The sequence below is a fragment of the Deltaproteobacteria bacterium HGW-Deltaproteobacteria-6 genome, from assembly GCA_002840435.1.
Lineage (GTDB): Bacteria > Desulfobacterota > Syntrophia > Syntrophales > Smithellaceae > UBA8904.
In genome coordinates, this window is record PHAT01000007.1 from 16,509 (window position 1) to 31,423 (window position 14,915).

General features: G+C 47.6%; 13 protein-coding genes. All 13 read left to right on the forward strand.

The genetic code is table 11. From position 1 onward, the window contains the following. Window positions 1-51: 51 nt before the first annotated feature. The 13 genes from rplK (at window position 52) to CVU71_15580 (ending at window position 14,908) form a co-directional block, all read left to right on the forward strand. Window positions 52-477: a 50S ribosomal protein L11 gene (gene rplK / locus CVU71_15520; protein PKN17478.1), complete on the forward strand. Its 426-nt coding sequence runs from the start codon at window positions 52-54 to the stop codon at window positions 475-477. Between the two features lie 18 nt (window positions 478-495). Continuing rightward, window positions 496-1,197: a 50S ribosomal protein L1 gene (locus tag CVU71_15525; protein PKN17479.1), complete on the forward strand. Its 702-nt coding sequence runs from the start codon at window positions 496-498 to the stop codon at window positions 1,195-1,197. 271 nt (window positions 1,198-1,468) lie between these two features. Next, window positions 1,469-1,996: a 50S ribosomal protein L10 gene (rplJ, locus tag CVU71_15530; GenBank protein ID PKN17480.1), complete on the forward strand. Its 528-nt coding sequence runs from the start codon at window positions 1,469-1,471 to the stop codon at window positions 1,994-1,996. 29 nt (window positions 1,997-2,025) lie between these two features. After that, window positions 2,026-2,412, forward strand: a complete 387-nt coding sequence (locus tag CVU71_15535; protein ID PKN17481.1) for a 50S ribosomal protein L7/L12 — start codon at window positions 2,026-2,028, stop codon at window positions 2,410-2,412. A gap of 39 nt (window positions 2,413-2,451) precedes the next feature. Further along, window positions 2,452-6,567: a DNA-directed RNA polymerase subunit beta gene (gene rpoB, locus CVU71_15540; protein ID PKN17482.1), complete on the forward strand. Its 4,116-nt coding sequence runs from the start codon at window positions 2,452-2,454 to the stop codon at window positions 6,565-6,567. 45 nt (window positions 6,568-6,612) lie between these two features. Then, complete coding sequence (gene rpoC, locus CVU71_15545; GenBank protein PKN17483.1) at window positions 6,613-10,704, forward strand: DNA-directed RNA polymerase subunit beta'; 4,092 nt, start codon at window positions 6,613-6,615, stop codon at window positions 10,702-10,704. Window positions 10,705-10,807: 103 nt separating this feature from the next. Next, window positions 10,808-11,179, forward strand: a complete 372-nt coding sequence (locus CVU71_15550) for a 30S ribosomal protein S12 (GenBank protein PKN17484.1) — start codon at window positions 10,808-10,810, stop codon at window positions 11,177-11,179. 15 nt (window positions 11,180-11,194) lie between these two features. After that, a complete protein-coding gene (locus CVU71_15555) occupies window positions 11,195-11,665 on the forward strand; it encodes a 30S ribosomal protein S7 (GenBank protein PKN17485.1) in 471 nt (156 codons plus the stop codon). A gap of 60 nt (window positions 11,666-11,725) precedes the next feature. Beyond that, window positions 11,726-12,919 (forward strand): elongation factor Tu, encoded by a 1,194-nt coding sequence (gene tuf, locus CVU71_15560; GenBank protein PKN17486.1) that lies wholly within the window; start codon window positions 11,726-11,728, stop codon window positions 12,917-12,919. Between the two features lie 25 nt (window positions 12,920-12,944). Further along, window positions 12,945-13,253: a 30S ribosomal protein S10 gene (locus CVU71_15565; GenBank protein PKN17487.1), complete on the forward strand. Its 309-nt coding sequence runs from the start codon at window positions 12,945-12,947 to the stop codon at window positions 13,251-13,253. A gap of 93 nt (window positions 13,254-13,346) precedes the next feature. Continuing rightward, window positions 13,347-13,979: a 50S ribosomal protein L3 gene (locus CVU71_15570; GenBank protein PKN17595.1), complete on the forward strand. Its 633-nt coding sequence runs from the start codon at window positions 13,347-13,349 to the stop codon at window positions 13,977-13,979. Window positions 13,980-13,997: 18 nt separating this feature from the next. After that, window positions 13,998-14,621 (forward strand): 50S ribosomal protein L4, encoded by a 624-nt coding sequence (locus tag CVU71_15575; GenBank protein ID PKN17488.1) that lies wholly within the window; start codon window positions 13,998-14,000, stop codon window positions 14,619-14,621. Next, window positions 14,621-14,908, forward strand: a complete 288-nt coding sequence (locus CVU71_15580) for a 50S ribosomal protein L23 (GenBank protein PKN17489.1) — start codon at window positions 14,621-14,623, stop codon at window positions 14,906-14,908. Before CVU71_15575 ends, CVU71_15580 begins: the two co-directional genes overlap by 1 nt. Window positions 14,909-14,915: the final 7 nt, after the last annotated feature.

Below are 14,915 nucleotides of genomic sequence, written 5' to 3' on the forward strand. Positions count from 1 at the left end.
TTTCAAGGCGCAGGGTTAACGCCTAAATAAATTTTAGATCAGGTGATTGTTATGGCAAAAAAAGTTATTGCGAATATTAAATTGCAGATTAAAGCGGGAAAGGCGACACCATCACCCCCGATCGGACCAGCGCTCGGACAGCACGGCGTTAACATCATGGAGTTTTGCAAGGCCTACAATGCTTTAACGCAGAGTCAGGAAGGCATGATTGTCCCCGTCGTCATTACGGTTTATGCGGACCGGTCATTTACATTTATCACCAAAACGCCGCCGGCTTCCGTATTGCTCAAACAGGCGGCAAAAGTTGCCAAGGGAGCGGCTGATCCCAAAAGGGAAAAAGTGGGAGTAGTCACCGCCAAGCAGGTTCAGGAAATTGCTCAGTTGAAATTCAATGATTTGAACGCCGTCAATATCGAAGGCGCGGTCAAGATTATTGCCGGTACGGCAAGGTCAATGGGAATTGAAATAGCAGGTTAATAAAGACGAGGTTTTATCATGTTAAGACGAGGCAAACGCATTTTAGCAGCGAAGGCTAAAGTTGAGCCGACGAAGCGTTATACGCTTAAAGAGGCTACGGAAATGATTGTATCAATGGGTGGGGTCAAATTTGACGAGACGGTGGACGCCGCCGTTCGGTTAGGCGTCAACCCGGCTCATGCCGATCAGATGGTTCGCGGCAGTGTTGTTCTTCCCAATGGTTTGGGCAAAACGGTGCGCGTGCTGGTTTTCGCCAAGGGAGATAAGGAAAAAGAAGCGCTGGAAGCCGGGGCGGATTTAGTCGGCAGCGACGAAATCATTGAAAAAATTAAAGGCGGCTGGTTGGACTTTGACCGCGTGATCGCCACTCCTGATATGATGGGTTCCGTGGGCAAAATTGCAAAAATTTTAGGTCCGCGCGGATTAATGCCCAATCCCAAAGTTGGAACGGTAACGTTTGATATCGCCAATGCCGTGAAAGAGCTTAAAGCCGGTAAAGTCGAATTCCGCGTGGAAAAAGCCGGCATCATTCATTCGCCGGTGGGCAAGCTTTCTTTTGGCGCTGAAAAATTAGGTGAAAACCTCAATGCGCTTCTGGAAATCATTATCAAATTGAAGCCTGCCTCCAGCAAAGGAACTTATATTAAGAGTATTGCGATATCCAGTACCATGGGCGCGGGTGTGCGGATTGATCCTCTGGATATTAAGAGCGCAAGTTAAATTGTAGGTGCGACTTCGCGGTGGGTGCTTCTTTCATAGAAAGCGACACCCCGCGTATGAGTAAAAGTAGTACAGGTCGAAGACAGCAGGTACGGAAGTTTAAACGGGAAATGGCCTGCCGAGACTCGTAAGTTGAAAGAATTACCGAATTTTTCGAGGTAATCATTTTTCTAGAAACGGGAATCGGCGGTGAACGGATGGACCGTTTTCTATTCTGTATGTGGCTAGATTCTCCGGCCTCAAGTAAAAAATAATTTGAAAGGAGGCTGATATATTGGATCGGAAAACGAAAGAACAAATTGTATCCGAGCTTCAGGAGAAACTTAAGCAGGCCAAGCTGGGCGTTTTAACCAGTTTTAACGCGATGAACGTTTTAAAAATGGAAGCCCTGAGAAACGCACTTCGTAAGAACGATGCCGAATTAAAAGTTGTCAAAAACACCCTTTTGGGTATTGCCTCGAAAGAGACTGACTTCCAGATTCTTTCGGACCATTTCAAATGGCCTGTTGCCGTTGTCTTGAGCTATAAAGACCCGGTGGCGCCGGCAAAAGCATTGATCGAGTTTGCCAAGAAGAATCCTGAATTGGAAATAAAAGTCGGTGTGCTTGACGGTAAGCTGTTAACGAAACAGGAACTGACTGCTTTAGCCGAATTACCCAGCAGAGAGGTTCTTCTGGGCAAACTGGTTTCTGTCATGGCGGCGGTACCGACATCGTTTGTTACTGTTTTAAGCGGCGTTCCGAGAAGCTTTGTGCAAGTGCTCAATGCCTATTGTGACAAGAAAAAAACTTTAAACTAAAAAAATACAGACTAAAGAGGAATAGAAAAATGGCTGATCAAATAACGAAGGAAGATGTCGTAAAATTTATTGAAAATATGACCGTGCTGGAGCTTTCCGCTCTGGTGAAAGAACTGGAAGAGAAGTTCGGTGTTTCCGCCGCCGCTCCCATGATGGCCGCCGTTGCAATGCCCGGCGCCGCACCTGCCGCCGCTGCTGAGGAACAGACAGAGTTCAATGCCATCCTGACCGGTTTCGGCGCAGAAAAAATTCAGGTCATCAAAGTGGTTCGCGCAATTACCGGACTGGGCTTGAAAGAAGCTAAAGATCTGGTGGAAGGTGTGCCCAAGGCGATTAAGGAAGGCGTTGCTAAAGACGAAGCTGCCGATATCAAGAAGAAAATTGAAGAAGTGGGCGGAACTGTCGAGATTAAATAACCTGATCTCTCATTTTTTATTTTATTTTTTAAGGATGCTATGGGTGACTTTAGAAAAAACTTTGGCCGTGTAAAGCAAATACAGGAGATCCCCAATCTAATTGAAATCCAGACACGATCTTATGAAAAGTTCCTGCAAGCCGCTGTACCGCTGCTGAAAAGGCGCAACATCGGCTTGCAGGGTGCTTTCAAGAGCGTGTTTCCGATTTCGGATTTCAGTGGAAAGTGTTCTCTGGAATTTGTCAGCTACAAGATTGGTGATGTCCGGTATGATATGAAGGAGTGTGTCCAGAAAGGCATGACCTATGCCGCTCCTTTGAAGATTGTGGTCAGACTGGTGGTATTTGATACCGACCGGCTTGCCGACGGCAAGATCAATCGTGAAGCGGCTGAGACCAAACCGATCCGTGATATTAAAGAGCAGGAAATTTACTTCGGTGAAATTCCGCTCATGACGGAAAACGGTACGTTTATTGTTAACGGGTCGGAGCGCGTGATTGTCAGTCAATTGCACCGGTCACCCGGCATCTTTTTTGATCACGATAAAGGGAAAACGGTTGCTTCCGGCAAACTGATTTACTCGGCAAGAGTGATTCCCATCCGTGGTTCTTGGCTGGATCTGGAATTTGATTCCAAAGATCTGCTCTATGTCAGGATCGACCGCCGCCGGAAAATGCCTGTCACCATTCTGTTGAAGGCCATGGGCAATTCGACGGAATTTATCCTGAACTATTTTTACCATATTGAGAAAATAACCCTCGAAGGTGAGAAAGTTTATTTTGCGGTCGATGAATCCCTGACGGGGCAGAAAGCGCCTGAAGATATTAAAGACCCGAAAAGCGACGACGCGATTGTTAAAAAAGGCCGTAAACTTACCAAGCCCCTGCTTAAGAAGGTTATGGATGCCGGGGTTAAGCGCGTGGCCATTAAAGAGCCGGATTTGACAGGGAAAGTTCTTTCATCGGATGTTCATGATCCCGCAACGGGAGAAATTCTTTTCCGATGCAATGAAGAGTTGCCGTTAAATGGACTCGAAATCGCCCAGGAGAAGGGCGTCAAAGAATTAAAATTCATTCACATTGATGAAGATATCGATAACGCCTCTATTCGCGATACGCTCTTGATGGATCACATCGATACCGCAGAAGACGCGATTATGGAAATATACCGAAGGCTTCGTCCCAGCAATCCTCCCACGCCGGAGACCGCGGCGAAGTTTTTCAACAGCCTCTTTTTCGAGCCGGAAACTTACGATTTATCGGATGTCGGCCGGGCTAAAATGAATTATAAACTGCACCTGAATGTTTCAACGGATTTAACCGTTTTGCGCAATGAAGATATTCTGGCGTCCGTCAAATATCTTATTGATCTGAAAAACGGCGCCGGCGAGTGCAGTGTTGATGATATTGATCACTTGGGAAACCGACGTGTTCGTTCCGTCGGTGAACTCATTGAAAATCAGTACCGCATCGGTCTGGTGCGCATGGAGCGGGCGATTAAAGAAAAAATGAGCCTGCAGGACATCGAAACCATGATGCCGCACGATCTGATTAACGCCAAACCGGTGTCCGCGGTGGTTAATGAATTTTTCGGTTCCAGTCAATTGTCCCAGTTTATGGATCAGACCAATCCGCTTTCGGAAATTACGCATAAGAGGCGTTTGTCGGCTCTGGGACCCGGTGGCTTGACCAGAGAGCGCGCCGGATTTGAAGTCCGCGACGTTCATTCAACACATTACGGACGTATCTGTCCTGTCGAAACGCCGGAAGGCCCGAATATCGGCTTGATTGTTTCGCTTTCCACCTATGCCCGCGTCAATGAATTCGGTTTCATCGAAACGCCTTACCGGATGGTCGAAAATGGTAAAGTGCTGGAAGACGTAAAGTTTATGACAGCCATTGAAGAAGAAAATCAGCTGATTGCGCCCGCCGATCGACCGCTCGATAAAAAAGGAAGATTTGAGGAAGAATTGATTTCTGTCAGAAAAGGCGGCGACTTTATTTCGGCGATGCCTGAAGAAATCAAAATGATGGATATTGCACCCAATCAACTCGTCTCCGTGGCTGCTGCGCTCATTCCGTTTCTGGAACATGACGATGCCAACCGCGCGCTCATGGGATCCAACATGCAGCGTCAGGCTGTGCCGCTGATGTGTCCCGAAGTGCCGGTGGTAGGCACGGGTATGGAAGCCATTGTTGCGCGGGATTCCGGTGCCGTTGTGGTGGCCAGGCGATCCGGTGTCGTAGAAACGGTAGATGCTTCGCGCATAGTGGTTCGTGCCGATAAACCGGAAGAAGACGGACTGGATACCGGTGTGGATATTTATACCTTATCCAAATATCAGCGCTCCAATCAGGATACCTGCTTTAACCAGAAACCCATTGTTGCCGTTGGTGATCGTGTCCACAAAAGAGATATTCTGGCTGATGGTCCCGCGACGGACAACGGCGAACTGGCTCTGGGCCGCAATGTTATGGTCGCTTTCATGTCCTGGGGCGGGTACAACTACGAAGACTCCATCCTGGTCAGTGAAAGGATCGTCAAGGAAGATATTTACACATCGATTCACATCGAAGAATTTGAAACCATGGCCCGTGACACCAAGCTGGGCAAGGAAGAAATAACACGGGATATTCCCAACGTCGGCGAAGAGGCGCTCAGAAATCTTGACGAAAGCGGCATTATACGCATCGGCGTTTCCGTAAAACCGGGAGATATTCTGGTTGGCAAGATTACGCCTAAAGGCGAAACACAGTTGTCCGCGGAAGAAAAACTGCTTCGTGCCATATTCGGCGAGAAAGCCAGCGATGTGCGTGATACGTCCCTGCGTGTCCCGCCCGGTGTGGAAGGCACTGTTATCGATGCGAAAATATTCACACGCAAAGGCGCCGACAAGGATTTGCGTTCGCAGTCCATCGAAGAAGATGCCATAGAGCGTTTAACGAAGGACCGCGATGATGAAATCCGCATTCTTGCGGAATCCATCAAAAAGGACATTGCTAAACTTGTAATCGGCAAAACAGCAGCAGGCAAAATTGTCGATGTCAAAAAGAAGACCCTTCTGAAAAAGGGTGACAAAATCACCAAGGAAATCTGGGTGGATATTCCTTTTACTTACTGGAAGGATATTACGCTTGCTGAAAACGACGGTTCGGAAGAAAAACTGACGAATCTGCTTTCCATTATGGAAAGAAAAATAGATTTTGTCAAAGCGCATTTTGAAGAAAAGCTCGATAAAATTAAGGCCAGCGACGAGTTGCCGCCGGGTGTCATCAAGATGGTGAAAGTCTATGTTGCCATTAAAAGGAAGCTGTCCGTCGGCGATAAGATGGCGGGCCGTCACGGCAACAAAGGCGTTCTGTCCAGAATTCTTCCCGAAGAAGACATGCCCTATTTTGCGGATGGTTCAACAGTCGATATTATTCTGAATCCGCTGGGCGTTCCTTCCCGTATGAACGTCGGGCAGATTCTCGAAACCCATTTAGGCTGGGCGGCAAAATCGATCGGCGAAGGTTTAAACGAATTACTGGAAAAAAACAACAACCTGAATCAGATCAAAAATGAGTTGAAAAAGACGTATTCCACCCCGGAATTTGATGATTACCTGGATAAAGCTTCTGCGGAAGATATCAAACGGTTTGTCGGCCGCCTGAAAAAAGGCATGCTGGTGGCAAGCCCCGTGTTTGACGGCTGTCCCGAACCTCAGATTCGTAAATTACTGGATACGGCGGGATTGCCGGAAGCAGGGCAGAGCCTCTTGTTTGATGGCCGGACCGGTGAACCATTCGATCAGGAAGTGACGGTCGGCATCATTTACATGCTGAAACTGCATCATCTTGTTGATAATAAAATTCATGCCCGTTCCATCGGACCCTATTCGCTGGTCACTCAACAGCCTCTGGGTGGTAAGGCGCAGTTCGGCGGTCAGAGACTGGGCGAAATGGAAGTGTGGGCAATGGAAGCTTATGGCGCTTCTTACACCCTGCAGGAATTCTTGACGGTCAAATCCGATGACGTCGCAGGACGAACGCGGATTTATGAGTCGATCGTCAAGGGTGAACATACATTCGAGCCGGGTCTTCCGGAATCCTTCAATGTGCTGGTGAAGGAACTCCAGAGTCTCGGGTTAGACGTGGAATTGATTGAGGAAGAATAAACTTCCGAATTTCACAAAAGCTTTTAAATAGTAGGAGAATAATCTGTGGAAGACGTTTTCAGTTATTTTGAAAAACCAAAAAATCCGATCAGATTCAATGCAATGAAGATTTCGATCGCCTCGCCGGAAAGAATTCTTTCCTGGTCCAACGGTGAAGTCAAGAAGCCGGAGACGATCAATTACCGGACATTCAAGCCGGAACGCGATGGCCTGTTCTGCGCGAAAATCTTTGGTCCGGTAAAGGATTATGAATGTCTTTGCGGCCGCTATAAACGGATGAAGCACCGCGGGGTTGTCTGCGAAAAATGCGGCGTCGAAGTTATCCAGTCCAAGGTGCGCCGCGAGCGGATGGGACATATTACGCTAGCCACGCCGGTTGCTCATATCTGGTTTCTGAAGAGTCTGCCCAGTCGCATCGGTAATGTGATGGATTTGACGCTTAAGGAGTTGGAAAAAGTTCTTTATTTTGAATCCTGGATTGTCCTGGATCCCAAAGACACGCCGCTGAAGAAGAAAGAACTCCTCACGGATGAAGAATACATTGAAGCGAAAGAACAATACGGAGAAAACGGATTTGTTTCGGGGATAGGCGCGGAAGCCGTCAGGCAGCTTCTCGAAGAAATTGATCTGGAGAAGCTCTACGAAGAACTTCGCGCGGAAGTGGTTACATCGATTTCCGACACCAAAAAGAAGAAAATTGTCAAACGGCTCAAAGTAGTCGAAGCGTTGCGCAAGTCCGGCAATAAACCTGAATGGATGGTCTTAACGGTTCTACCGGTTATTCCGCCTGATTTGAGGCCGCTTGTTCCACTTGATGGCGGACGATTTGCCACATCCGATCTTAACGATTTGTATCGACGCGTTATTAACCGCAATAACCGGTTGAAGAGACTGCAGGAACTTAACGCGCCGGAAATTATTATTCGCAACGAAAAACGCATGTTGCAGGAAGCAGTTGATGTCCTGTTTGACAACGGTCGTCGCGGCCGGGCAATTACCGGAACCAATAAGAGGCCTTTGCGATCGCTTTCGGATATGCTCAAAGGCAAGCAGGGACGCTTCCGTCAGAACCTGCTGGGAAAACGCGTGGATTATTCCGGTCGTTCGGTTATTACCGTCGGGCCCGATTTAAGATTGCATCAGTGCGGCCTGCCCAAAAAGATGGCCCTCGAGCTTTTTAAACCCTTTGTCTATAACCGCCTGCTGGAAAAAGGTTATGTGACTACGGTTAAAAGCGCCAAGAAAATGGTTGAAAGAGAAACGGCTGAAGTATGGGATGCCGTGGATGAAGTGGTACGTGAATACCCCGTTATGCTGAACCGTGCGCCGACACTGCATCGTCTGGGTATGCAGGCTTTTGAACCGGTGTTGATCGAAGGGAAAGCAATTCGTTTGCATCCGCTGGTGTGCACTGCTTTTAACGCGGATTTTGACGGTGATCAGATGGCCGTGCATGTGCCTCTGTCCGTTGAAGCGCAAACCGAAGCGCGTGTTCTCATGATGTCCACGAATAACATTTTGTCTCCGGCCAACGGCAAACCAATCATCATTCCGAGTCAGGACATCGTTTTGGGGATTTACTATCTGACCCGCGCTAAAAAAGATGTGAGGGGAGAAGGTATGATCTTCTCCGGCCCCGAAGAAGTCCGCTCGGCTGTTGACGCGGGAGCGATTGATTTGCACGCGCGGATTAAAGTGCGTATTCAATCCGAACTGAAGGAAACAACGGCCGGCCGCATCATTCTTTACGAAATTATTCCTGAAGAAATCAATTTTGACGCGATCAATAAATTGATGAATAAAAAGGAATTGGCAAACCTGATTGACTATTGCTACCGTCTCTGCGGGGATAAGACGACGGTTCTTCTGGCTGACCGGCTCAAGGATCTGGGTTTTAAATATGCGACGATCTCAGGATTATCATTTGCCGTCGGCAACATGATCATTCCCGAAAATAAGAAAAACATTGTGGCGCAGGCCGACAAGGATGTTCTGAAGATTCAAAAGCAGTATATGGACGGTCTGATTACCGACGGCGAACGTTACAACAAAGTAATCGATATCTGGGCGCAGGCCACTGAAAAAATCGCTTCGGAAATGCTCACGGGTATCAGCACGGAAGAAGTTGCAGGTCATGATGGCAAGAAGCGCAGAATTGAAAGCTTTAACCCGATCTATATGATGGCCGATTCCGGGGCCCGCGGTTCGGGGCAGCAGCTCAGGCAATTGGCCGGTATGCGCGGTCTGATGGCCAAGCCGTCCGGTGAAATTATCGAAACGCCGATCACGGCGAATTTCCGTGAAGGCCTGACGGTGCTCCAGTACTTTATTTCGACCCACGGCGCCCGCAAGGGGTTGGCGGATACGGCTTTGAAAACAGCTAACTCCGGTTATCTGACCAGACGCCTCGTGGATGTGGCACAGGACTGCATCATTACCGAGCAGGATTGTGAAACCGTTGACGGACTTTTTGTATCCGCATTGATGGAAGGCGGTGAAATGATTGAAACCGCCGGAGAACGTGTCCTGGGCCGCGTTGCTTTGAATGAAATTAAAGACCCCTTCACCGATGAAGTGATTGTTAAAGCCAATGAGGCGATTGATGAAGCACTGGCCGAGAAAATCGACCGTGCCGGTATTGAACGGATTAATATCCGTTCCGTTTTATCATGCCGCGCAAAGCATGGCGTTTGTGCCATGTGTTACGGCCGGGATCTGGCTCACGGCCATCTGGTGAATATCGGTGAAGCGGTGGGTATCGTTGCCGCTCAATCCATCGGCGAACCCGGCACACAGCTGACCATGAGAACGTTTCATATCGGTGGTACGGCCAAATTTGACGAACATTCCACCCTTGAAGCGCGTCATGATGGTTTAGTGAAGTTTGTAAATTTGAATACTACAAAAACCAGAGACAATGATTACGTGGTTATGAACCGTCATGGAGAAGTTCATGTTCTCGACGAGCAGAACCGCAGCCGCGGCAAATATACCGTTCCTTACGGAGCGCACCTTAAAGTAAGTGATAACAGCCAGGTGAAACGCGGACAGCTTATCGCGGAATGGGATCCTTTTTCCATCCCGATTCTGGCGGAAGTGGATGGTATCATCAAGTATGGTGATATTACCGAAGGCAAAACCATGAAGGAAGAAGTTGATGAAGTTACGGGCCTGTCGCGTAAAGTCATTGTTGAGTTCAAAGGCGGCGACTTAAGGCCGCGCGTGTCCATCAAGGACAGCAAAGGAAAAACGGCCAAATTAGCCTCCAATTCTGCGGCAAGATACTTGCTTTCCGTGGGCGTCAATATTGTCGTTTCTGAGGGGGATGAGGTGCGAGCGGGCGATATTCTGGCGAAGATTCCCCGGGAAACAACAAAAACAAAAGATATTACAGGTGGTTTGCCGAGAGTTGCTGAATTATTTGAGGCGCGCAAGCCCAAAGATTTTGCTGTGATCAGCGAAATTGACGGTATTGTCGCTTTCGGGAAAGATGCCAAGGGTAAGCGTAAGATTATTGTTACCCCGGAAGTTGGTGAAGAAAGAGAATACCTGATTCCCAAAGGCAAGCATATCAGTGTTCAGGAGGGAGACCGGGTAACCCCCGGCGATGCTTTGATGGATGGCGTCAACAATCCTCACGATCTCCTGGCGATCAAAGGTGAAAAAGAACTGGCCAGATATCTGGTCGATGAAGTTCAGGAAGTTTATCGTTTGCAGGGCGTCAAAATTAATGATAAGCACATGGAAGTTATTGTTCGTCAGATGTTGCGTCGCGTCCGGATAACCGATCCCGGTGATACCGTATTTATTGCCGATGAACAGGTTGAACGTTACCGCTTCCAGGAAGAAAATGAAAAGGTGATGGCTCAGGGCGGGCAGCCGGCTATCGGCAACCCGTTGCTTCTGGGAATCACTAAAGCATCGCTCAGTACACAGAGTTTCATATCGGCTGCTTCATTCCAGGAGACGACCAGAGTGCTGACAGAGGCGTCGCTTGCCGGTAAAACAGACTACCTGCGGGGCCTTAAAGAAAATGTCATTATGGGGCGTTTGATCCCGGCAGGAACCGGTTTGGTGATGTATCGTAAACTGGGTATTCAGGTAGAAGATGAGAATGTGGAAGCGATTACAGAATAAATGAAAAAAAGGAAGAAATTGCTTGACAGAAGCAACTTGAATTGATAGTTACCGCAGATTTGCTGCTGCTTTCAAAAATGCAGTGAAACGTTCCGGAGGAGAAATGCCGACAATTAGTCAACTGGTTCGCAAAGGCAGAACCAAAATTAAAAGAAAAACAAACGCTCCGGCTTTAGCCGGTTCACCCCAGCGCCGCGGGGTGTGCGTGAGGGTTTATACGACAACACCCAAGAAGCCGAATTCGGCTTTGCGTAAAGTGGCCAGGGTTCGTCTAACCAGCGGCTATGAAGTATCATCGTATATTCCTGGTATTGGACACAATTTGCAGGAACACTCGGTTGTGCTGGTCCGCGGCGGCAGAGTAAAAGATTTGCCCGGTGTAAGATATCATATCGTCAGAGGCACTCTGGATGCTGTTGGTGTTGCCGACCGTAAAAAGAGTCGATCAAAATACGGCGCTAAAAAGCCTAGTTAAACGAAGGACAGGAAAATGCCTAGAAGACGCGAAGTTGAAAAAAGGGATATTTTACCAGATCCCAAGTATAACAATAAACTGGTTGCTAAGTTCGTGAACTCTTTGCTCAAAAGAGGGAAGAAGAGTGTTGCGGAAAGTATTCTGTACGGCGCTTTTGACATTATTGAAAAGAAGGTCAAAGAGCAGCCTGTTGAATTTTTTGAAAAGGCCGTCAATAATGTGAAACCGGTCATTGAAGTAAAATCACGACGGGTGGGCGGTTCAACCTACCAGGTTCCGACGGAAGTTGTACCCGCAAGGCGTACCGCTTTAGCTATCCGCTGGCTGATCTCCAACGCTCAGGAGCGCACCGAAAAAACCATGCGTGAAAAGCTGGCTGCTGAACTGATGGATGCGGCAAACAATCGCGGCGGCGCAATTAAAAAAAGAGAAGCTGTGCATAAAATGGCGGAGGCCAATAAAGCCTTCGCGCACTATAAATTTTAAAAGAACTGTTAATTAAACGACAAGGAAAACAACCATTCAAAGTTAAGGAGGAAAGGTGAGATGGCAAAGAAAAAATTTGAAAGGACTAAGCCGCATTTAAATATAGGAACAATCGGTCACGTGGATCATGGCAAGACCACATTAACGGCCGCAATTACCAAATATCTGGCGAAAAAGGGTTTTGCGGAATTCCGGGCTTTTGATTCTATCGATAATGCCCCGGAAGAAAAGGAACGCGGCGTTACGATCAATATTTCTCACGTGGAATATGAGACGGAAACAAGACATTACGCTCACGTGGACTGCCCGGGTCACGCCGACTATATCAAAAACATGATTTCCGGCGCCGCTCACATGGATGGAACGATTCTCGTTGTGGCCGCCTCCGATGGTCCGATGCCTCAAACCCGCGAGCATATCCTCCTTGCCCGCCAGGTGCAGGTTCCTTACGTTGTCGTTTTCCTTAATAAAGTTGATCTGGTTGATGATCCCGAGCTCTTGGATCTTGTCGAACTCGAATTAAGAGAGCTTTTAACCCAGTATGAATTCCCCGGTGACGATATTCCCATCATCCGCGGTTCGGCGCTGAAGGCGTTGGAAGCCGAGGATACCAATTCTCCCGATGTGAAATGCATTGAGGAGTTGATGAATGCTGTTGACACCTATATTCCCCAGCCGAAACGTGATACCGATAAACCTTTCCTGATGCCGGTTGGTGATGTTTTCACCATTTCCGGTCGTGGCACCGTTGTAACAGGCAGAGTGGATCGCGGTATCGTTAAAGTTGGCGAAGAAGTTGAAATAATTGGAATTCGCCCCACAATCAAAACGGTTGTTACCGGTGTTGAAATGTTCCGCAAAACCCTTGATGAAGGCCGTGCGGGCGACGATGTCGGTTTGTTGATTCGCGGTATTAAACGTGAAGAAGTGGAAAGAGGCCAGGTTGTCGCTAAGCCCGGTTCGATTACCCCCCATACCAAATTCGAAGCGGCGGTTTACGTACTGACCAAAGAAGAAGGCGGTCGTCATACACCTTTCTTCTCCGGTTATCGTCCGCAGTTTTATTTCCGGACAACGGACGTGACGGGAGTTGCGACACTTCCCGAGGGTGTAGAGATGGTTATGCCCGGTGATAACGTCAAAATGAATATTGAATTAATTATGCCCATCGCCATGGAAGAGCAATTAAGATTCGCCATTCGCGAAGGCGGTAGAACAGTGGGTGCTGGTGTCGTAAGCAAAGTTATTGAATAGAAACTGGAAATAGGTTATCCGATCAATGAAAGAACAAAAGATAAGAATTCGTCTCAAAGCTTACGATTATAAACTGCTGGATCGTTCTGTTGAAGAAATAGTGGAGACTGCAAAAAGGACCGGTGCACGTGTCGCCGGTCCTATACCGCTTCCTACGGAAATCAATAAATACTGTGTCAATCGTTCGCCGCACGTGGATAAGAAATCCCGGGAACAATTCGAAATTCGCACACACAAAAGATTGATTGATATTGTTGAGCCGACGCAAGCCACCGTGGATGCATTAATGAAGCTGGATCTATCGGCGGGAGTGGATGTCGAAATAAAAGCGTAGGCGTTGAGTAACGGCGGTGGAAAATGGTCAACAGGTTGCCATTTTCCAGAATGTTGAATATCGTGGCTTTATTTATATAAAAGTTGGATGATGATGAACAAGGGAATCATTGGAAAAAAATTGGGGATGACGCAGGTATTTGCTGAGGATGGCGCTGCTGTCGGTGTAACGGCCATCGAGGTTGAACCGTCGGTCGTTGTTCAGGTGAAGACGAAAGAGAAGGATGGCTATGATGCCATTCAAATCGGATATGGCCGCGTAAAACAGAAGAATGTTACGAAACCGCTTCAGGGTCATTTTAACAAGGCAGACAAGGGGTTTTTCAGGATCCTGAAAGAATTTCCCGGAGAAGCAGGAAAATATGAAATCGGACAGGAAATTACCTCCGATATTTTCCAATCAGGTGACTATGTTGATGTGGCGGGAACAACAAAAGGCAAAGGTTTCCAGGGTGTTGTTAAGAGGCACGGTTTCGGTGGCGGCCGGGAAACTCACGGGTCTATGCATCACCGGGCTCCGGGTTCCATTGGCGCCAGTGCTGATCCGGCTCGTGTCTTTAAAGGAACGAAAATGGGCGGTCACATGGGCGATGTCCGAAAGACTGTTCAAAACATTCAGATCTGGCAAGTGCGTCCTGATAGAAATTTATTGTTGTTAAAAGGTTCCATTCCCGGCGGGAAAAACGGCTATGTCATTATTAAACAAGCCAGGAAAAAAAGTGCGTAAATCAGTGGAGTTATAAACATGGCAGTCGCAGATGTTTTTGATATTGAAAAGAAGAAGGTTGCACAGGTTGAATTGAGCGACGCGGTATTTGGCGCTGAAGTCAATGAAGCAACGATCCATGATGTTGTCAAGATGCAGCTGGCATCACGCCGGTCTGGAACATCTGCAACCAAGGGAAGAAGCGATGTAAGTGGCGGCGGGAAAAAACCCTGGCGTCAAAAAGGAACCGGCCGCGCCCGTTCGGGAACATCGCGTTCACCGATCTGGAGAGGCGGCGGTATTGTTTTTGGTCCTCAACCGCGCGATTATTCTTACAGCGTCCCAAAAAAAGTTCGTAAAAATGCGCTGATCTCAGCGCTGAGTATGAAACTAAAAGAAGAAAAGATGACGATCCTTCGGGATTTCCCGATGGAAAAGATCAGCACCAAAGCTTTTCAGAAAGTTGTAGAACTTTTCGGTCTGAAAAAAGCGCTTTTTGTGATTGAACAGGACAACGTTGTTTTGATGAGATCATCAAGAAATATCAAGAGTGTAAAAATGATTCGGTCGGAAGGCCTCAATGTTTATGATCTGTTGAAGTATGAGCATCTGGTCCTTCTTGAACCCTCTATAAAAAAGATTGAGGGGGCATTGCTGGCATAATGGAACTTCATCAGATTATTAAAAAAATATTAATTACGGAAAAGAGTAACATTGACCGCGAAGTCGCCAATAAATATTACTTTGAAGTCGATCGAAGGGCCAACAAAGTTGAAATTGCTAACGCGGTGGAAAAGTTATTTAAAGTAAAAACTACGGAAGTCCGTGTCCTTCACGTTTTGGGAAAAAAGAAGCGAATGGGCAAAGTCATGGGTCAGAAGAGCTCCTGGAAGAAAGCGATTGTGACGTTAGCTGAAGGCAACCGTATTGAAGTCGCCGAAGGCGTATAGAACGAGT